Annotated in this window: 17 protein-coding genes and 1 tRNA gene; 10 read left to right on the top strand and 8 right to left on the bottom strand. The window is 60.3% G+C overall.

Going from position 1 to position 18,168, the window contains the following annotated elements; all coding sequences use genetic code 11:
* Positions 1–127: 127 nt before the first annotated feature.
* A complete protein-coding gene (locus MLC59_RS08795) occupies positions 128–1,306 on the top strand; it encodes an acetyl-CoA C-acetyltransferase (protein WP_248233466.1) in 1,179 nt (392 codons plus the stop codon).
* 8 nt (positions 1,307–1,314) lie between these two features.
* On the top strand, positions 1,315–1,779 hold the full coding sequence (trmL, locus tag MLC59_RS08790) for a tRNA (uridine(34)/cytosine(34)/5-carboxymethylaminomethyluridine(34)-2'-O)-methyltransferase TrmL (protein ID WP_248233464.1): 465 nt from the start codon (positions 1,315–1,317) through the stop codon (positions 1,777–1,779).
* Positions 1,780–1,850: 71 nt separating this feature from the next.
* Here trmL and secB read toward each other — a convergent pair whose 3' ends face one another.
* Positions 1,851–2,375: a protein-export chaperone SecB gene (gene secB, locus MLC59_RS08785; RefSeq protein WP_248233463.1), complete on the bottom strand. Its 525-nt coding sequence runs from the start codon at positions 2,373–2,375 to the stop codon at positions 1,851–1,853.
* Between the two features lie 32 nt (positions 2,376–2,407).
* Positions 2,408–2,824, bottom strand: a complete 417-nt coding sequence (locus MLC59_RS08780) for a rhodanese-like domain-containing protein (protein ID WP_248233461.1) — start codon at positions 2,822–2,824, stop codon at positions 2,408–2,410.
* Positions 2,825–3,015: 191 nt separating this feature from the next.
* Between MLC59_RS08780 and gpmI the strand changes: the two genes are divergently transcribed.
* From gpmI to MLC59_RS08760, 4 genes are all read left to right on the top strand, one after another.
* A complete protein-coding gene (gene gpmI / locus MLC59_RS08775; RefSeq protein WP_248233459.1) occupies positions 3,016–4,569 on the top strand; it encodes a 2,3-bisphosphoglycerate-independent phosphoglycerate mutase in 1,554 nt (517 codons plus the stop codon).
* Positions 4,570–4,590: 21 nt separating this feature from the next.
* The gene (locus MLC59_RS08770) at positions 4,591–5,763 is read left to right on the top strand and encodes a murein hydrolase activator EnvC family protein (protein ID WP_248233458.1); all 1,173 of its coding nucleotides are present in this window, start codon (positions 4,591–4,593) and stop codon (positions 5,761–5,763) included.
* Positions 5,764–5,885: 122 nt separating this feature from the next.
* Positions 5,886–7,235: a S41 family peptidase gene (locus MLC59_RS08765; RefSeq protein WP_248233455.1), complete on the top strand. Its 1,350-nt coding sequence runs from the start codon at positions 5,886–5,888 to the stop codon at positions 7,233–7,235.
* A 65-nt stretch (positions 7,236–7,300) separates the two neighbouring features.
* Positions 7,301–8,068 (top strand): divergent polysaccharide deacetylase family protein, encoded by a 768-nt coding sequence (locus MLC59_RS08760; protein ID WP_248233575.1) that lies wholly within the window; start codon positions 7,301–7,303, stop codon positions 8,066–8,068.
* Between the two features lie 316 nt (positions 8,069–8,384).
* Here the strand turns inward: MLC59_RS08760 and hisF are convergent, their stop codons facing one another.
* From hisF to MLC59_RS08735, 5 genes are all read right to left on the bottom strand, one after another.
* Positions 8,385–9,158 (bottom strand): imidazole glycerol phosphate synthase subunit HisF, encoded by a 774-nt coding sequence (gene hisF / locus MLC59_RS08755; protein ID WP_248233454.1) that lies wholly within the window; start codon positions 9,156–9,158, stop codon positions 8,385–8,387.
* 90 nt (positions 9,159–9,248) lie between these two features.
* Positions 9,249–9,989, bottom strand: coding sequence for a 1-(5-phosphoribosyl)-5-[(5-phosphoribosylamino)methylideneamino]imidazole-4-carboxamide isomerase (gene hisA / locus MLC59_RS08750; protein WP_248233452.1), 741 nt, complete (start codon positions 9,987–9,989; stop codon positions 9,249–9,251).
* Positions 9,990–10,230: 241 nt separating this feature from the next.
* Entirely contained in the window at positions 10,231–10,872 is a 642-nt protein-coding gene (gene hisH, locus MLC59_RS08745) for an imidazole glycerol phosphate synthase subunit HisH (protein ID WP_248233449.1), read from the bottom strand.
* Between the two features lie 33 nt (positions 10,873–10,905).
* On the bottom strand, positions 10,906–11,499 hold the full coding sequence (gene hisB / locus MLC59_RS08740) for an imidazoleglycerol-phosphate dehydratase HisB (RefSeq protein WP_248233448.1): 594 nt from the start codon (positions 11,497–11,499) through the stop codon (positions 10,906–10,908).
* A 108-nt stretch (positions 11,500–11,607) separates the two neighbouring features.
* Positions 11,608–12,069: an SRPBCC family protein gene (locus MLC59_RS08735; protein ID WP_248233445.1), complete on the bottom strand. Its 462-nt coding sequence runs from the start codon at positions 12,067–12,069 to the stop codon at positions 11,608–11,610.
* A 192-nt stretch (positions 12,070–12,261) separates the two neighbouring features.
* On the opposite strand from MLC59_RS08735, the gene MLC59_RS08730 reads away from it, so the two are divergent.
* From MLC59_RS08730 to MLC59_RS08715, 4 genes are all read left to right on the top strand, one after another.
* Complete coding sequence (locus tag MLC59_RS08730; RefSeq protein WP_248233442.1) at positions 12,262–14,457, top strand: AsmA family protein; 2,196 nt, start codon at positions 12,262–12,264, stop codon at positions 14,455–14,457.
* Positions 14,454–15,518: an A/G-specific adenine glycosylase gene (gene mutY / locus MLC59_RS08725; protein WP_248233441.1), complete on the top strand. Its 1,065-nt coding sequence runs from the start codon at positions 14,454–14,456 to the stop codon at positions 15,516–15,518. The genes MLC59_RS08730 and mutY overlap by 4 nt, the downstream gene beginning before the upstream one ends.
* A 50-nt stretch (positions 15,519–15,568) precedes the next feature.
* Entirely contained in the window at positions 15,569–15,841 is a 273-nt protein-coding gene (locus tag MLC59_RS08720) for an oxidative damage protection protein (protein WP_248233439.1), read from the top strand.
* Positions 15,842–15,961: 120 nt separating this feature from the next.
* Positions 15,962–16,037 (top strand) — tRNA-Phe (locus tag MLC59_RS08715).
* A 69-nt stretch (positions 16,038–16,106) separates the two neighbouring features.
* On the opposite strand, the gene MLC59_RS08710 is transcribed toward MLC59_RS08715, so the two are convergent.
* Complete coding sequence (locus tag MLC59_RS08710; protein ID WP_282450915.1) at positions 16,107–17,783, bottom strand: sensor domain-containing diguanylate cyclase; 1,677 nt, start codon at positions 17,781–17,783, stop codon at positions 16,107–16,109.
* Positions 17,784–18,168 lie beyond the last annotated feature (385 nt).

The following is an 18,168-nucleotide window of genomic DNA, read 5'->3' as shown; positions in this document are numbered from 1 at the left end:
GGCGCGGTGCAAGGCGGGTGCCAGGGACGGCCCCTGAATTGCAGCGGAAGAAGGCCCCCACCGGGTACCGAGCCCCCGAAACCCGATCACTAAGGGGGCAAAAACCAATAAACGGAGACACCCCCAAATGCAAGACGTCGTTATAGCAGCCGCAAAACGCACTGCCATCGGAACCTTCGGTGGCTCACTTTCCAGCCTGAAAGCGGACCAGCTGGGTACCGCCGTTATCAAGGCCCTGCTGGAAGAAACCGGCGTAGCCGCCGACCAGATCAATGAAGTTATTCTTGGCCAGGTACTGACCGCTGGCTGTGGCCAGAACCCGGCTCGCCAGGCCGCTATCAATGCCGGCATTCCCGCCTCCGTTCCGGCCATGACCATCAACAAGGTATGCGGATCCGGCCTCAAGGCGGTGCACATGGCCGTCCAGGCGATTCAGTGCGGCGATGCGGACATGATCCTCGCTGGAGGGCAGGAAAGCATGAGCCAGTCGCCCCACGTGGTGCCCAACAGCCGTAACGGCCAGCGCATGGGCAACTGGACCATGATCGACACCATGATCAACGATGGCCTGTGGGATGCCTTTAACGATTACCACATGGGCGTGACCGCGGAGAACATTGTCGAGAAATACGGTATCACCCGGGAGGAACAGGACGAATTCGCCGCCGCTTCCCAGCAGAAAGCCGCCGCTGCACGGGCCGAAGGCCGGTTCGACAGCCAGATTGTGCCCGTTTCCATTCCCCAGCGTAAGGGCGACCCGGTCGTTGTCGACCAGGATGAAGGCCCCCGGGACGGCACTACCGCTGAAGGGCTGGGTAAGCTCAAGCCGGCCTTCAAGAAAGATGGCTCCGTGACTGCCGGTAACGCCTCATCCCTGAACGATGGTGCCGCCGCTGTGTTGGTGTGCAGTGCCGCCAAGGCACAAGAGCTGGGCCTGACGCCGCTGGCGGTTATCAAGGGCTACGCCAATGCCGGCGTCGATCCCACGATTATGGGCACCGGTCCGATTCCCGCCAGCCAGCGTTGTCTCCAGCGTGCCGGCTGGACCGTGGATGACCTGGACCTGGTCGAGGCCAACGAGGCCTTCGCCGCCCAGGCCATTTCCGTGAACCGTGACCTGGGCTGGGACACCAGCAAGGTGAACGTCAACGGCGGCGCCATTGCCCTGGGCCACCCCATCGGTGCCTCCGGTTGCCGTATCCTGGTCACCCTGCTGCACGAAATGCAGCGCCGTGATGTGAAGAAAGGCCTGGCCACCCTGTGCATTGGTGGTGGTATGGGCGTGGCCCTGGCCGTCGAGCGCTGATCACCTCTGTGCTCAACATCGTGCTCTACGAGCCGGAGATACCCCCCAACACGGGCAATATCATCCGGCTCTGCGCCAACACCGGCTGCCGCCTGCATCTGATCGAGCCACTGGGGTTTACCCTGGAGGACAAGCAGATGCGCCGGGCGGGGCTGGATTACAGTGAGTATGCCAGCGTGACTGTGCACGCAAGCTTCCAGGCCTTCCTGGACAGTGAACAACCGGGGCGTTTGTTCGGGCTGACCACCAGGGGCAGCCAGCTCTATCACCAGGTCCGCTTCGAGGAAGGGGATTACCTGATGTTCGGCCCGGAGACCCGGGGCTTGCCGGAGGATGTGCGGGACGGTCTGCCGGTGGAGCGAAGGCTGCGCATTCCCATGCTGCCCCACAGCCGCAGCCTGAACCTTTCCAACGCTGCAGCCGTGGTGCTGTACGAAGCCTGGCGCCAGCTGGGCTTTGACGGCGCCAGCTGAAAACCCGTCAGACACCCACAAAAAAACCGGCTGCAATGAGCCGGTTTTTTTGTGGCCTGGAGGCAGTTGCCTCAGTGGGTCTGCTGGCCCTCCGGAGAGGCCTCGCCCTGCTGCTTCTGCTCTTCCTGCTTGCGCTTCACCGCCTGGGCAAAGATCGCGTCGAAGTTCACCGGCGCCAGCATCAGGGCCGGGAAGCTGCCCTTGTTGACCACGTTATCGATGGTCTCGCGGGCATAGGGGAAAAGCAGGTTCGGGCAATAGGCGCCCAGCATGGGCGGTACCTGTTGCTCGGGGAAGCCGTTGAGCAGGAACACACCGGCCTGCTGGATTTCCACCAGGTAGGCCACCTTGTCTTCCACCTTGGCGGTGATGGTAATGTGCAGCACCACTTCGTACTGGGTGTCGCTCACCTTGTTGTGGGAAGTGTTCAGGTCCATGTTCACGGACGGCTTCCACTGCTGCTGGAAAACATCCGGCGCATTGGGCGATTCGAAGGACAGGTCCTTCACGTAGATGCGCTGCAGTGCGAACTGCGGCTGGTTCTGGTTGGCGTTTTCGTTGCTGCCGCCGGCAGCCTGCTGATCGTTCTCAGCCATGATCTTTCCTTATTTGCTTGTGCGTTCGGTTGTTATTTCTTCACCAGGGGAAGGCTGGACGCCTTCCAGTCGCCGATGCCGCCACTGAGCCGTACCACGTTGTCGTAGCCTTCGGCATTGAGCTGCTTAACCGCCATGGCGGCATGCTGGCCCATCTTGTCCACCACGATAACGGTCTTGTCCTGGTGCTTCTTCAATTCCCCGGCACGGTCCTTGATGGCGTTCAGGGGGATGTGGATGGAGCCGGTAATGCGCCCCTCATTGAATTCCTTGCGGTCGCGAATGTCCACCACTACGGCCTCATCGCGGTTAATCAGGTTCACAGCCTGCTGTGCGGATACCTTCTTGCCACCCCGGCGACTCTCCAGGAAGAACAGCGCCAGCAGCAGGGCCGCGAAGATAGATACCAGAATGTAATGATTTACGACGAACTCAAGCAACCGTTCCATGAACCTGTCCCGAAAGAATAATTTGGCCGGATTATACACACCCTCCGCCGGGGACAGAAGGCGGTGTCCGTAGCCCGGAACACCCGATTCGGGTTAGAATTCAGCCTCAAATTCCCCGGAGGCCCGGGAACCGGTTCCCCAGCGTGTTCGGAGCCATTCGCCGGCCCTCCACAACCACACCGGATTGAGTAATGACCAGCACTCGCAAGACGACGGCACTGATCATACTGGACGGCTGGGGCCACCGTGACCCCGCCGAAGACAACGCCATCAGCAACGCCAATACCCCGTTCTGGGACAAGGTCTGGGCGGAGCAGCCGAAAACCCTGATCAATACCTCGGGCATGTTCGTGGGCCTGCCCCAGGGGCAGATGGGCAATTCGGAAGTCGGCCATATGAACCTGGGTGCCGGCCGGGTGGTTTACCAGAGCCTTACGCGCATCGACAAGGACCTGGAAGACGGCACGTTCAATGAAAACCCGGCCCTGTGCGCCGCCATCGACAAGGCCGTCACCAACGACGGTGCCGTCCACCTGATGGGCCTGCTGTCACCGGGCGGGGTCCACGCCCATGAGGAGCACATCCTTGCCGCCGCTGAACTGGCCGCCAGCAAGGGTGCAAAGCGGGTCTATATCCATGCCTTCCTCGACGGCCGCGACATGCCGCCCCGCAGCGCTCGCCCGTCACTCGAGAAAGCCTCGGCGAAGATGAAATCCCTGGGCGTTGGCCGGGTGGCTTCCATCGTCGGCCGTTATTTCGCCATGGACCGGGACAATCGCTGGGACCGGGTAGAGGAAGCCTACAACCTGCTGACCCTGGGCGAGGCGGAATTTACCGCCCCTGATCCGTTAACCGCCATCGACGAAGCCTATGAGCGGGGCGAGAACGATGAGTTTGTGAAGGCCACTCGCATCCAGGGTGACAATGAGCCGGATGCCACCATCAACGATGGTGATTCAGTGCTGTTCATGAACTTCCGCGCCGACCGGGCCCGGGAAATGACCCGAGCCTTTGTTGAAAAGGATTTCGATGGCTTCGAGCGCCGCAAGCACCCGGCCCTGGCCGATTTCGTGATGCTTACCGAGTATGCAGCCGATATCAAAACCTCCTGCGCTTACCCGCCGGAGCAACTGAAAAACGGTCTCGGCGAATATGTGTCGTCCCTCGGGAAGACCCAGCTGCGCATCGCAGAAACCGAGAAGTACGCCCACGTTACCTTCTTTTTTAATGGTGGCCTGGAAACGCCGTTCGAGGGTGAAGACCGGATCCTGGTGCCCTCCCCCAAGGTGGCCACCTATGACCTGCAGCCGGAAATGAGCGCTCCGGAAGTGACCGACAAGCTGGTAGAGGCTATCAAAAGCGGCAAGTACGACCTGGTGATCTGTAACTATGCCAACGGCGATATGGTTGGCCATACCGGCAAGCTGGATGCCGCCATCAAGGCCGCTGAATGCGTCGACCAGTGCGTTGCCCGTATCGCCGGGGCCCTGGAGGAAGTGGGCGGCGAGGCCCTGGTCACCGCCGACCACGGCAACTGCGAACAGATGACCGACCCGTCCTCCGGACAGGTTCACACCGCCCACACCGTTGGCCCGGTGCCCCTGGTCTATATTGGCCACCGTCAGGTATCCCTGAAAGACGACGGCAGCCTGAGCGATGTGGCTCCCTCGCTGCTGACCCTGATGGGCCTGAAACAGCCCGGAGAAATGTCCGGCCATAGCCTGGTCGAAGTGGGCCAGGGCTGATTGCCATTGAGGCCGCCAGCTATGGCGATTGAGGCCATTGCAAGAACCGTAACAGGCGCCACCGGAACCCTCCGGCTGGCGCTTTTTGCGTTAATGCTGATCGGCTCCGCCTACGCCCAGGAACAGGTCACACCAGCCCAGGTAGAGGCTCTCAAGAAAGACATTGCGAAAATCGACGCATGGCTGTCGGAAGCCGAGGAAGATCGGTCGGCGCTGGAACAAACCCTGTCTCGCACCGAGAAAGAAATCAGCCGCCTGACCCGTGAGCGCCGGGAGTTGCAGGAAAGGCGTCAACAACAGGCCCGGGAACTGGGTGAACTGGAACAGCAGGAAAAGGACCTGGAACAGAGCCTGCGTGAGCAGCGCACCGCCCTCAAGCACCAGCTACGGGGTGCCTGGATGGAGGGCCAGGCCCCGGCCATCAAGGTTCTGCTGAACGAGGCGAATCCCCAGGAAATCGCCCGCACCATGACCTACTACGAGTATCTCAGTGGCGATAACCTGCAGCGCCTGGAAACCTTTAACAATACCCTCGCTGAACTGAATACCACCCGGCAACGCAAACTGGAGGCCCAGGCGGAGGTAGTGCGGCTGGAAAAAGAAGCCGACCAGCGCCACCGGGAGCTCCAGGCACAGCAGGCCACCCGGGAGAAAACCCTCGCCAGCCTGGAACAGGATATCGCCGCCCGCCGGGATGAACGCAGCCGCCTCGAGGCCGACAGGGAACGTCTTGAGAAGCTGCTGAAAGAGGTGGAAGAAGCCATTGCCAACATCCCCTCACCCACCGAGACAGAGCCCTTCAGTAATCGTCGGGGCGACCTGGCCTGGCCTGCGGAGGGCCGCCTGGTGGCGGCCTTTGGCGGCTCCATGGCCCAGGGTCACCTGCGTCGCAACGGTATTCTTGTAAACACCGAGGAAGAGGCCGAGGTCAAGGCCGTGCACTACGGCCGGGTGGTGTTTTCCAACTGGCTAAGGGGGTTCGGTATGTTGACGATTATCGACCATGGCGAAGGCTACATGACCCTGTACGGCCACAGCTCCAGCCTTCTGACCAGCCCCGGCGACTGGGTACGGGCCGGTCAGACGATCGCGCTGGCGGGCCGGACCGGTGGCACCCAGGACCCCGCGGTGTACTTTGAACTTCGTCGCAACGGCAAGCCCCAGAACCCCACAGGCTGGCTCAAACGCCGCTAAAACAACGACTACGGTGCGCATGCCCGGGCTGACAAACGCGTCGGGGGGCGCCATACTGACCGGCGTAACACTGAATCCGGAGTACGGTTGCCGTACCTCCAGCCTCACAACAGGAAAGCTGAATGAAACGGGTTATCCAAGGTCGTAGAACCACGCTTTTCGGCGGCTTGCTCGCCTTTTGCTGCCTGTATGGCACCTTTGCCAGTGCCCAGGAGCCCCGGCCGAGCGACACTCTGTCGCCCCACGGCACTCCCCAGGGCGAAGAAGCTGCCCTTCCCCTGGATGACCTGCGCAAGTTCACCGAGGTATTCAGCCGTATAAAGGAAGCCTATGTAGAGGACGTTTCTGACAAGGAACTCCTGGAGAGCGCTATCAAGGGCATGCTTTCCGGACTCGACCCTCACTCAGCCTACCTGGAACCCACGGAATACGAAGCGCTGGAAGAAAGCACCAGCGGCGAGTTCGGAGGGCTGGGTATTGAAGTGGGCATGGAAGACGGCTTCGTCAAGGTCATTGCCCCGATCGACGACACGCCGGCGCAACGGGCAGGCATCCAGGCCGGCGACCTGATCATCAAACTCGGTGATGAACCGGTGAAGGGCATGAGCCTGCAGGACGCGGTTACCCGCATGCGCGGCAAACCGGGCACCACCCTGACCCTCACCATTATGCGTGACGGTGAGAGCGCTCCCATTGAAATCGACGTGGAGCGGGCCATCATCAAGGTCACCAGCATCAAGTCCCGCATGCTGGAGCCTGGTTACGGCTACGTTCGCATCACCCAGTTCCAGGAGGAAACCGGCGACCAGTTCGTGGATGCCATCGAGTCCCTGATGGGCGACAACGGCGGCGACCTGGATGGCCTGATCATCGATGTGCGCAACAACCCCGGCGGCATCCTGCAGGCGGCGGTGGCAACCTCTGATGCATTGCTGGACGATGGGCTGATTGTCTATACAGAGGGACGAATCCAGAGTTCACGCCTTCGCTTCAACGCCAAGGCCGGCGACGTTGCCAACGGTGCGCCCATCGTGGTGCTGATCAACGGAGGCTCAGCGTCTGCCTCCGAAATCCTGGCCGGCGCCCTGCAGGACCATGAACGGGCGGTTGTCATGGGCACCCGCTCCTTCGGCAAGGGCTCGGTACAGACGGTGGTTCCGCTGGACGAGACCCACGCCATCAAGATGACCACTGCCCGTTACTTCACCCCGGACGGCCGCTCCATCCAGGCCCGGGGCATCGCACCGGACATCGAGGTTCGCCCGGCGACCCTGACCGAAATTGAAGGCGGCCCCTTCTTCAGCGAGGCGAGCCTCAGCGGCCACCTGGAAAACGGCGAAGGCGACATTCGCCCGGAAGACCAGCAGGGCACCAGCAACCCGGAAATCGACCGGGACTACCAGCTGCGCTCCGCGCTGAACCTGCTCAAGGGCATCGGCATTCTCAGTAAACGGGGAGATCCGTCAGAGTGAGGTTCTGCACTAGCCTCGCGGCGCTGGTGTTGCTGCTGGCATCAACGCCGGGCACCGCCGGGGACATGGAGGCGCCCCCTGCAGTGGAGGGCTTGCAGCCTACCATTGCCATCATCATCGATGACATGGGCGCCAACGCCTACGAAGGCCGCCGGCTGATCGACATGGACCAGCCCCTGACACTGGCATTCCTCCCGTACCGGCGCCACACCACCGAACTGGCCACCCTGGCCCACCGCAACCACAAGGAAGTGATGCTGCACGCCCCGATGGACAACACCCGGAGCATCGGCCTCGGTGCCGGCGGCCTTACCGTCGACATGGACAAAGCCACCCTGACCCAAACCCTGCGACAGGCCCTCCATGCGATCCCCCACGTCCAGGGCGTCAATAACCACATGGGCAGCCTGCTGACCCAGTTATCCGAACCCATGAGCTGGGTGATGGAAGAATTGCACCACTACCCCCTCTACTTCGTCGACAGCCGTACCATCGCCACCACGGTAGCGGGCCGTGTGGCCGCGGAAGGCAACATCCCGAGCCTGACCCGGGACGTATTCCTCGACCACGAACAAACCGAGGCATTCGTTCATCAGCAGTTCCAGCAACTGATCCGCAAAGCCCGCGAAAATGGCACGGCCATCGCCATCGGCCATCCCCACACGGTTACCGTGGACTACCTGGAAAAAGCCCTACCGGAACTGGACGAACAGGGCATATCGGTCGCCACTGTCAGCGGCATCTGGGCTATTCGCAACGGTAACCGGAGGATGTTTGCGGAGGGAGAAAAGCGGGAGATCGTGACGTCTGTGGCCCGGAGTCGTGGAGACTGACCAGCTGAAAGCTCAAGGCTTATTGGCCACGGCCCTTCGACGGGCTCAGGGCGAACGATAAAAAGAAAAGATGAAGGATTTTTTTGCCACGAAATCCACTAAATCCACGGAAAGGAAAGATTAAAGAATTCTTTTGCCACGGACGCCCCTGGCGGGGCCTTGAGTAAAAAAGTTATTGTCCGTGAGAGTCAGTGAGTGTCCGTGGCAATACACGTTCAATTAAATCTTTTTAGTGGATTTCGTGGATTTCGTGGCCAAAAGCTCTTTTATCTGTTTTCCGTTCACCCTGAGCTTGTCGAAGGGCCGTGGCAAAATATCACTCCCGGACTTCAATCCCCTGGGCCTTCATAAACGCCTTGGCCTCGGGAATCGTGTGCTGCCCGAAGTGGAAAATCGAAGCCGCCAGCACCGCATCGGCACCACCTTTGGTGACGCCATCCGCCAGGTGCTGCAACTCACCCACACCGCCTGAGGCGATCACCGGCACCACCACTGCATCGCTCACCGCCCGGGTCAGTCCCAGGTCAAAGCCGATCTTGGTGCCATCCCGGTCCATACTGGTCAGCAGCAGCTCACCCGCACCCATGGCGACCATCTTGCGGGCCCACTCGACGGCGTCGAGACCGGTAGGCTTGCGGCCGCCATGGGTAAAGATTTCCCAGCGGGGCTCTTCACCTTCGCTGCTCACCTGCTTGGCATCGATGGCCACCACGATACACTGGCTGCCAAACCGCTCGGCGGCTTCGCGGACAAACTCCGGGTTGAAAACGGCGGCGGTGTTGATGGAAACCTTGTCGGCACCGGCATTGAGCAGCTTGCGGATATCGTCCACTGTGCGCACGCCGCCGCCAACGGTCAGCGGGATAAAGACCTCGGCCGCCATGCGCTCGACAGTCTCATAGGTGGTGTCACGACTCTCGTGGCTGGCGGTGATATCCAGGAAGGTTATCTCGTCGGCGCCCTGTTCGTTGTACTTGCGGGCGACTTCTACCGGGTCGCCGGCATCCCGGATGTCGACGAAGTTGACGCCCTTGACCACGCGGCCCTTGTCCACGTCGAGGCAGGGAATAATGCGCTTTGCCAGTGACATACTAGTGTCCCTTAACATAGGTTTTTCGATTGTCAGCGAGCCTGTGCGAGCGTTGAGCCAGGAGCCTGCGGGAGCCCGCCATGCCCCTCCTCAGGCTTTGTTCAGGCTGTCGCAGTAGGCCTGGGCTTCGGATACATCCAGTGTGCCTTCGTAGATGGCACGGCCAGTGATGGCGCCGAGTATGCCTTTGTCGGCCACGGTGGCAAGGCGTTTGAGATCGTCCATGTTGGTGACCCCGCCTGAGGCGATGACGGGAATACCGCCCTCTTCCGCCAGCGCCGCGGTGGCTTCCACGTTGACGCCCTGCATCATGCCGTCGCGGCTGATGTCGGTGTAGACGATGGCTTCGACGCCGTCGTTGGCGAAGCGTTTGGCCAGGTCGGTGGCCATGACTTCGGAGACTTCGGCCCAGCCGTCGGTAGCCACGCGGCCGTCCTTGGCGTCGAGGCCAACGATGATGTGGCCCGGGAACTGTTTGCACATTTCGGTGACGAATTCCGGCTCTTTGACGGCCTTGGTGCCGATGATGACCCACTGTACGCCGGCCTTGAGGTAGGCTTCGATGGTTTCTGCGGAACGGATGCCGCCGCCGATCTGTATAGGCAGGTTGGGGTATTTGGTGGCTATGGCGCGGACGATTTCGCCGTTGACGGGTTCGCCGGCGAAGGCACCATTGAGGTCGACGAGGTGGAGGCGGCGGGCGCCGGCGTCGACCCAGCGGTCGGCCATGGCGACGGGGTCGTCACCGTATTCGGTGGAGTCGTCCATTTTGCCCTGGCGCAGGCGTACGCATTTGCCGTCTTTGAGGTCGATAGCGGGGATGATGAGCATTGCTTTTTATTCCTTTAACTTTGGCGTTTTAGCCTGGGGGCTTGCCGCCCGTGCTCTGCCAGGTGGGGGCACTTTTCGGGACACGCCGTGGATACATCCCTGTAGGCTCTTCAAAAACGTCCCTGTTTTTGAAGGTCCCGAAAAGTGCCCCCACCCACCAGATCACTACATTGATGTGGTCTGCCAGACCGGTGTCCAGGTCTGTTCGACGGGAATCGGCACACAACTTCAGACGTGCGTGCTATCGGCTTCCTGACCAGTTAGTGAAGTTTTTCAACAGCTGCAGACCCGCCCGGGCGCTTTTTTCCGGGTGGAACTGGACAGCAAAGATATTATCTCTGGCGACCGCCGCAGCAAGGTCGACACCGTAGTGGGTGCGGCCGGCGATGGCGTCGTTGCCGGCGGACTCCACGTAGTAGCTGTGTACGAAGTAGAAGCGGTCACCGTCGTCGATATCGTGCCACAGGGGGTGGTCGACCGTCTGCCGGACCTGGTTCCAGCCCATGTGGGGGACTTTCAGGCGTTCGCCGTTTTCAACCAGGTTTTCGCCGAAGAAGCGGACCTGGGAGTCGAACAGGTTGATGCAGTCCACGCCGCCGTTTTCTTCGCTGCGGGACATCAGGGCCTGCATGCCCACGCAGATGCCCAGGAAAGGGCGGTCGACGGAGACTTCACGAACCAGTTTGTCCACGCCCAGGCGTTGCATTTCGGCCATGCAGTCGCGTATGGCGCCGACGCCCGGGAGGATGACCCGGTCCGCTTCGCGGATCTGGTCGGCGTTGTCGGTGACCAGTACATGGGCATCCGGGGCCACGTGCTCCACGGCCTTGCGGGCGGAGTGGAGGTTTCCCATGCCGTAGTCGATGATGGCGACGGTATTCATCGGTGGAACAATCCTGGAGTCAGCAGGGATCGCTCAGAGCGATCCCTTGGTAGACGGTGTGATGCCGGCCATGCGCTCGTCCAGCTCGATGGCCATGCGCAGGGCGCGTCCGAAGGCTTTGAACACGGTTTCGATCTGGTGGTGGGTGTTCTTGCCCTTCAGGTTGTCGATGTGCAGGGTCACCATGGAATGGTTGACGAAGCCGTGGAAAAATTCCTCGAACAGGTCAACATCGAACCCACCCACTGAGGCGCGGGTGTAAGGCACATCCATCGCCAGGCCCGGACGGCCGGAGAGGTCAATAACAACCCGCGACAGGGCTTCGTCCAGGGGCACGTAGGCGTGGCCGTAACGGCGAATGCCTTTCTTGTCACCAACCGCTTGCTTGAAGGCCTGGCCGAGGGTGATGCCGATGTCTTCCACGGTGTGGTGGTCATCGATATGCAGGTCGCCGGTGGACTTGATCGTCAGGTCCACCAGGCCATGGCGGGCGATCTGATCCATCATGTGATCAAGGAAGGGCACACCAGTCTCGAAACTGGATTTGCCAGTACCGTCCAGGTCGATCTCGACGGTAATCTGGGTTTCAAGGGTATTACGCTCTACCCGAGCCTTGCGAGCGGCCATGAAAACTCCGGAAAATTGACAAGCAAAGAGTGAATCGAGGGGCAATTATACCCGTTCGCCACAACAGAGTCCCGTTGAAAGGGCTATGACAACAGTAGGGAGTATTGTTCAGAACGCCTTTTTCAGGTTGTTCATGTAGGTGTCCACCAGGCTATTGAATTCGTGCTTGACGACAGGGCTGATGGCCATTTTGAGCAGGCCCGGCAGGGGCAGGGACAATTCGGCTACGGTCTGGAAGCGGGCGCGGGTGGTCTGGTCATCCACCGCGGTTAACGTCCAGCTGCCGTCGACAACTCCGTTGCCCTCCCCTTCCACTGGCAGCCAGGTTACTTTGCCGGCGTCCTTGTCCGCATGGTACCGGCAGGCGTAGGCCGTCTGGATGGAGTATTTGTCGACGCCAATCTTTTCCATTTCCCAGCGGTAAGTGTTGTCACCCAGGTCCACCAGGCGGTCAACCTTGGGGAAATGACTGACCGACCGGGGCACATCCGACAAAAGCGCGAAGGCCTCGTCAAAGGGAGCGGCCAGCTCGATCTCGCGATTCAGTTTAATGGATACGGTAAAAGCCACGCCTGTGTCCTCCAGTGTTGTATCGCCCGGTTTTTTTGTAAGGGGTCAGGGAATTTCCTATTGTGGCGAAACCCTGCCATTTTGTCATACTTGCAGCCCTTTTATTTTGTAATCTGTGCGTTAGGCTTTAATCAGAGTACTAAACCCAGCTCCCAACCCTCACCGGACACGACCAGTAAGGATCCCGTTACCATGAAAGCTGTCCGCTACATCATCTTTGCCGTTGTTGGCCTGGTTCTCCTGGCAATTGCTGCGGTAGCCATCGCTGTATTTGTCATCGACCCCAACACCTACAAGCCGCAGATAGAGCGAGTGGTGGAGCAGAAGACAAACCTGGACCTGGACCTCTCTGGTGACATTGGCTGGTCACTGTTCCCCCTGGGCCTGGAACTCAATGATGTGGAAGCCACCCTTGAGGGCGAGCGGTTCGTGGCCCTGCGCCAACTGGTTGCACAGGTGGATTTCTGGTCGCTGATCGCCATGTCGCCACAGGTTCACACCTTCGTGCTGGACGGGCTGGACGCCCGCCTCACCGTGGCAGAAGACGGCACCGGAAACTGGACCCGCATCCTGCCAGAAGGCGAGACGCCTGCCGCCGATGAGGCAGCCGCTGAAGCCGCACAGGAAGAGGCCGCAACCAGTGGCGGCGAATCCGGCGATGTGCTGGCCTTTGCCGTGGAAGAAATACGCATCACCGACGCGAGCGTTCAGTATGAAGACATGGCCACCGGCCAGTCGATTGTGCTGCAGGACTTCAGCCTGCTCGCCAGCCAGATCGCCCTGGGCTCCGAGTTTCCGCTGGAAGTGGGCTTCCTGGTGAACACCGGTCAGCCGGAAATGAGCGTTAATGGCGATATTTCCGCACGCCTGACAGCCAACGAGGCTTTGAACGAGTTCTCGGTTAACGGCCTGGACGCCAAGTTCGGCTTGTCCGGAGGGGCCTTTGGTGATCGCACGTTGCAGGCCCGGATCACCGGCGGCGCAGCAGCGAACCTGGAGAACGAAACGGCCAGCCTCAGCAACCTGCGCGCTACCCTGGCCAACCTGGAATTGACCACCAGCCTGGACATAGCAGGCTTTGGCACCCAGCCGAGGGTGACCGGCGACCTGGCCGTGGCCGAGTTCTCCCTGCGTGAGCTGATGCAGACCCTGGGCATGGACGACGTCGAAACCACAGACCCCGAGGTGCTCAACCGCGTGTCCCTGAGTACCAACCTCACCGGCCCGGCCGGTGTTGCGGAGCTGTCCGGCCTGACCATGGTGCTGGATGACACTACCTTTGAGGGGGGCGGCCGCTACAACATCGAATCCGGTGCCCTCACGTTCCAGCTGGAAGGGGATGCGCTTAACGCAGACCGTTACCTACCGCCCCCGGCAGAGGAAGCTGGCAACACCCAGCCATCCACCGGTGGCGCGCCGGCAAGCGCCGGTGCTGAAAGCGACCTGCTTCCGCTGGAGACTATCCGGGGCCTGGCCCTTGATATCGACCTGGGACTGGGTGAGCTGATCATCAGCAATCTGACCATCACTGATATCAACACATCCATTGATGCCTCCAACGGCCAGCTGAGCCTCAGTGACTTCAGCGGCGACCTGTACGACGGCGGCTTCCAGTCCAACGTCAATATCGATGCCCGCACCGACGACCCCAGCTGGCAGCTCCGTGCCCAGGTATCCGGCGTGCAAAGCCAGCCGCTGCTGCAGGACCTGGCAGAAATGGACATGCTCGCAGGGGCTGCCAACATCGACATCAACGCCAGCACCCGGGGCAACCGGATCTCGGTACTGCGCCGCAACGCTGATGGCACCGTTAACTTCAACCTGGCAGAGGGCCAGTTCACCCGCATGAACCTGACCCGGATAGCCTGCCAGGGCATTGCACTGGCCAACCAGGAAGAGCTCACCACCACAAACTGGGGCGAGACAACGCCATTCAATGACATGAAGGGCACGCTGCAGATCAACGGCAACACCCTGGACAACACCGACCTCGTCGCTGCCCTGGCCGGCATGCGCCTGGAAGGTAATGGCACCGTAGACATGGCGGCCTCCGAACTCGACTACGAAGCCGGCCTGCGCATCGTTGGCGAGATTCACCGGGACGAGGCCTGTCGCGTCACCGAATACGTCGAAAACGTAGTAATCCCGGTTGAGTGCCGCGGCAACTTTGCCGAAGATCCCGCCGATATGTGCTCGTTCGACGGTTCCCGTTTCCGTGACACCCTCAAAGACATCGCCGCCAATGCGGCCAGGGCGAAGGTAAAGAAAGAAACCGACCGTGCCCGCGAGAAAGCGGAAGAAAAAGTACGGGAGGAAATCGATGAACGCCTGCAGGGTGAAGACGGCGAAAAAGTGAAAGACGCTATCCGGGGCCTGTTCAACCGATGACGGACCGGTTCGCCGAACGCCTCCTTGACTGGTATGACAAGCACGGCAGGCACGACCTGCCGTGGCACCACGACCGGTCGCCCTACCGGGTATGGGTGTCGGAAATCATGCTCCAGCAAACCCAGGTAACCACTGTTATCCCCTACTACCGGGCCTTCATGGAGCGTTTCCCCACCGTCCGGGACCTGGCGGAAGCCCCAACGGATGACGTGCTCAGCCACTGGTCCGGCCTGGGTTACTATGCCAGGGCCAGGAACCTGCAGAAGGCTGCTGTCCGGGTTATGGAGGACCACGGAGGGAAATTCCCGGATAGCCAGGAACAACTGGAAGACCTGCCCGGAATCGGTCGCTCCACTGCAGCGGCCATCATCGCCCAGTCCCGGGACCGCCGCGCAGCAATCCTCGATGGCAACGTAAAACGGGTGCTGGCCCGCTACCATGCCGTACCCGGCTGGCCGGGCCAGGCCAGCACCCTGAAGGCACTCTGGACCCATGCCGAGGAGCACACACCGAGCACCCGGGTACGGGACTACACCCAGGCCATCATGGACCTGGGAGCCATGGTGTGTACCCGCAGCCGGCCCGCCTGCGACAAATGCCCGTTACAGGGAGGCTGCGAGGCAAGGGCTCGCCACGAGATTGACCTCTACCCAGGCCGCAAACCCAAAAAGGAAAAGCCCGAAAAGGTCACCTGGATGCTGATCCTGGAAGACCCTCAGGGTCGGGTACTGCTGGAGCTGCGCCCACCCAGCGGCATCTGGGGCGGTCTCTGGAGCCTGCCGGAGCTCGACCCGGCCTACGGCGCGGAAGAGCTGGAAGAGGCCTGCGAGCAGCGTTTCGGAGTAGCCTGCAGCCAGCCAGGCCTGATCAGCGGGTTTCGCCATACCTTCAGCCACTACCACCTGCACATCCAGCCTGCCAGGCTCCGGGTTACCGGCAGCCAGGGCATTAACGAGCCGGGCAACCATCGGTGGCTTCACCGCGACGAGGCACTCGCACTGGGCCTGCCCGCCCCGGTGAGATCCCTACTCGCCAACCCTGAACAGGCTGCCCTGCTCTGATCTGTTATCATCCCGCTACATCGACATATTTCAGGTAAACAGGAGCTCCCATGAGCCGCACCGTACTCTGTCGCAAGTACCAGAAAGAAATGGAAGGCCTGGACTTCCCGCCGATGCCCGGCGCCAAGGGCCAGGATATCTACGAGAACGTGTCAAAACAGGCCTGGGAAGAGTGGCAATCCCAGCAAACCATGCTGATCAACGAAAAGCACCTGAGCCTGATGGACCCGAACACCCGAAAATACCTGCAGGCCCAGATGGACCGCTTCTTCAACAACGAGCCCTTTGACAAGGCCGAAGGCTATGTTCCGCCCGAGGACTAACCCGAATTGATCAAGGTTTGCCCAGCTCCCGCAAGCACCGGGAAATTTTTGTCAGGCAGCCTTGACTCGGTGATTCTAAACCGGTTTAATAGCGCCCCGTTGCACAGCAGTAAGCAACTTGCCCGGATAGCTCAGTCGGTAGAGCAGGGGATTGAAAATCCCCGTGTCGGTGGTTCGATTCCGCCTCCGGGCACCATCCGAATTTAGACAAAGCCCGCCTTGTGCGGGCTTTGTTGTTTCTGGGCAAACCTGACCCGCCATGCTCTCACGTTGCACAACAAACCCGGTTCCGCCCTCCGGTTTTCGCGGTATACAGCGCCTTGTCGGCCCGGTTGACGGCCTCCTCTACGGATTCCGCGGCGGTATTCACTTGTGCAACGCCAAGGCTGACCGTCACCCGGATACTGACCTTATCGGCGGCCTGGACGACATCGCCTTCAACGCCCCCGCGAATACGTTCAGCGCAACGTTCAGCTTCGCCACGGTCAGCACCCGGTAACAGGATCACAAATTCCTCTCCCCCAAAGCGCGCGACCAGATCCCGGTCTCGGCTGAACGCCTGCAGATTGCCGGCTACGGCCTTCAGCACCAGGTCGCCGGCGTGATGCCCATAGGTGTCGTTAACTGCCTTGAAGTGGTCGATATCCAGAGTGATTACCGACAGCGGCACCCCCAGAGTTCTCGCCTGCTCCGCCAGCGACTCCCCCTCTGCCACAAAATACCGGCGATTGTAGAGTTGGGTGAGCGGATCGGTTGCGGCTTGCCGTTTGAGTTCATCCTGCTGGGTGCGAATTTCTTCCAGCAGTTTGATTCGGTATGAAATGATGAAAGCCAGGGTAATCGCTTCCATAACAATGCCAATGCCGACCCCATAGCTGTTGAAGTAGTTTGGCTCCATCAGGCCCTTGTAAAACAGTACCGCAAACGCATTGAACACGATAAAGAAGCTGTGCCCCACCAGGAAGAACTTCACCAACGGGTTGCCCTTGCGCCATATTGAGACGCTGACCGACAAGGTGGTTACCATCATCAATGCCGCCAGACTGCTTGCTGGTATCAACGCTCCCTCAATATCAAACAGACCGTAGCAGAAGCCTGCCACGAGCAGAGCCAGCAAGCCCTGGAGAATTCGGTGCTCGGTCACATAAAATTCGCGGGTCTCGAATATCACCATCATGAACAGCACGAGGAAGATCGGCATGGTGAAGACCGACAGGTTCAGGATAAACACGGCGTCACCGTAGACGTTGAACGCCTGCGCAATCAGTCCGTAAGAGAGAGCGATCCAGACTACCCCTGAAATGAGGTAAAGAGAGTAAAGAATGTTCTCCTTTTTGCTGGTGGCGAGATACAGCAAACCGTTATAGAACACCAGCGCCAGCATCATCCCCACCAGCAATGCGATGTCCAGGTGCGCACCCGCCGCCAGCGCCTGCCGGGAGTGCTTGTCGTCGTAGATCTCCGCTTCAAACCACTGGTGCGAATACAACTGACTGCGGATATATAACACGGTGGTTTCTCCCGCAGGCACCGAGAACGGATACACGATGGTACCGCGGTGCATCAGCTCATTATCGCGGGCACTGTTCAGGTCCACCTCGGCCTGCCCAACCAGTCGCTGGGAGCGCTCCTCATAGATGGTGACTCCCCGTACCTGAAACGCCGCTGGCATATGCAAGAACAGAGCCTTTGCTTCAGCCCCTGAATTATTCAGCGCAATGCGGTGCCAGGTGACCGATGCACCGGTTCCGGGAGCCGGAGTACTGTCTGTGGGTGCGTAGGCTTGCTCGCGGGCAGCTTCATAATTCATCGGTTGTGAATCATCCACCAGATAGCCAACAGGGAAGTCTGTTAGCCGGACCTGGGGGCCGCCCACATCCAGCGCTGGAGCTGCGTGCGCCGCAAAACTGATTACCCACAACAAGAGTAAGCACACTTTCATTGTGAGAGTGGCAAGAATCCGGGGGGCGAAGGAAATCTCCTGAAGCTGCATGAACGGCGCCCTTGTGCATGTGAATAAGTGATTATGACCGCTCTGGCAGCCTGTCGGGGTTAGGCATTTCTAACGAGCAAAAGTCCGGTTTGCGGCAGAGTTCTTGGTCTCTTCTGAATCCGTGACTTCAACGAAATGAAGCCACTCCCAAGGCCTGCAACAACAGGACCTTGAGCGCCATAGTAGCACCTGACGCCCATTCACCCAGTCGGCCCTTCCGGCTTATGCGTACCTCTAGTGTCCCGTTTGGTTAATTTGCTGATCTACTGAGCCACTGAGAGCCTTGAGAGCTAGGCGCGGTGGCGAAGGTTTGGTGGTTCCAAATCGAGTCAGC

Origin of the sequence: Marinobacter bryozoorum (genome assembly GCF_023156245.1) — a bacterium.
GTDB lineage: Bacteria > Pseudomonadota > Gammaproteobacteria > Pseudomonadales > Oleiphilaceae > Marinobacter > Marinobacter bryozoorum.
Note: the sequence above shows the minus strand (reverse complement) of the source record. Positions and strands in the feature narration are given on the sequence as shown.

Excerpts from the sequence above, each read along its gene's own strand:
- MLC59_RS08795 (WP_248233466.1), top strand. The coding sequence starts at position 128 with ATGCAAGACGTCGTTATAGCAGCCGCAAAACGCACTGCCATCGGAACC.
- secB (WP_248233463.1), bottom strand. The coding sequence starts at position 2,375 with ATGGCTGAGAACGATCAGCAGGCTGCCGGCGGCAGCAACGAAAACGCC.
- MLC59_RS08780 (WP_248233461.1), bottom strand. The coding sequence starts at position 2,824 with ATGGAACGGTTGCTTGAGTTCGTCGTAAATCATTACATTCTGGTATCT.
- gpmI (WP_248233459.1), top strand. The coding sequence starts at position 3,016 with ATGACCAGCACTCGCAAGACGACGGCACTGATCATACTGGACGGCTGG.
- MLC59_RS08770 (WP_248233458.1), top strand. The coding sequence starts at position 4,591 with ATGGCGATTGAGGCCATTGCAAGAACCGTAACAGGCGCCACCGGAACC.
- MLC59_RS08765 (WP_248233455.1), top strand. The coding sequence starts at position 5,886 with ATGAAACGGGTTATCCAAGGTCGTAGAACCACGCTTTTCGGCGGCTTG.
- MLC59_RS08760 (WP_248233575.1), top strand. The coding sequence starts at position 7,301 with ATGGAGGCGCCCCCTGCAGTGGAGGGCTTGCAGCCTACCATTGCCATC.
- hisF (WP_248233454.1), bottom strand. The coding sequence starts at position 9,158 with ATGTCACTGGCAAAGCGCATTATTCCCTGCCTCGACGTGGACAAGGGC.
- hisA (WP_248233452.1), bottom strand. The coding sequence starts at position 9,989 with ATGCTCATCATCCCCGCTATCGACCTCAAAGACGGCAAATGCGTACGC.
- hisH (WP_248233449.1), bottom strand. The coding sequence starts at position 10,872 with ATGAATACCGTCGCCATCATCGACTACGGCATGGGAAACCTCCACTCC.
- hisB (WP_248233448.1), bottom strand. The coding sequence starts at position 11,499 with ATGGCCGCTCGCAAGGCTCGGGTAGAGCGTAATACCCTTGAAACCCAG.
- MLC59_RS08730 (WP_248233442.1), top strand. The coding sequence starts at position 12,262 with ATGAAAGCTGTCCGCTACATCATCTTTGCCGTTGTTGGCCTGGTTCTC.
- mutY (WP_248233441.1), top strand. The coding sequence starts at position 14,454 with ATGACGGACCGGTTCGCCGAACGCCTCCTTGACTGGTATGACAAGCAC.
- MLC59_RS08720 (WP_248233439.1), top strand. The coding sequence starts at position 15,569 with ATGAGCCGCACCGTACTCTGTCGCAAGTACCAGAAAGAAATGGAAGGC.
- MLC59_RS08710 (WP_282450915.1), bottom strand. The coding sequence starts at position 17,783 with ATGAAAGTGTGCTTACTCTTGTTGTGGGTAATCAGTTTTGCGGCGCAC.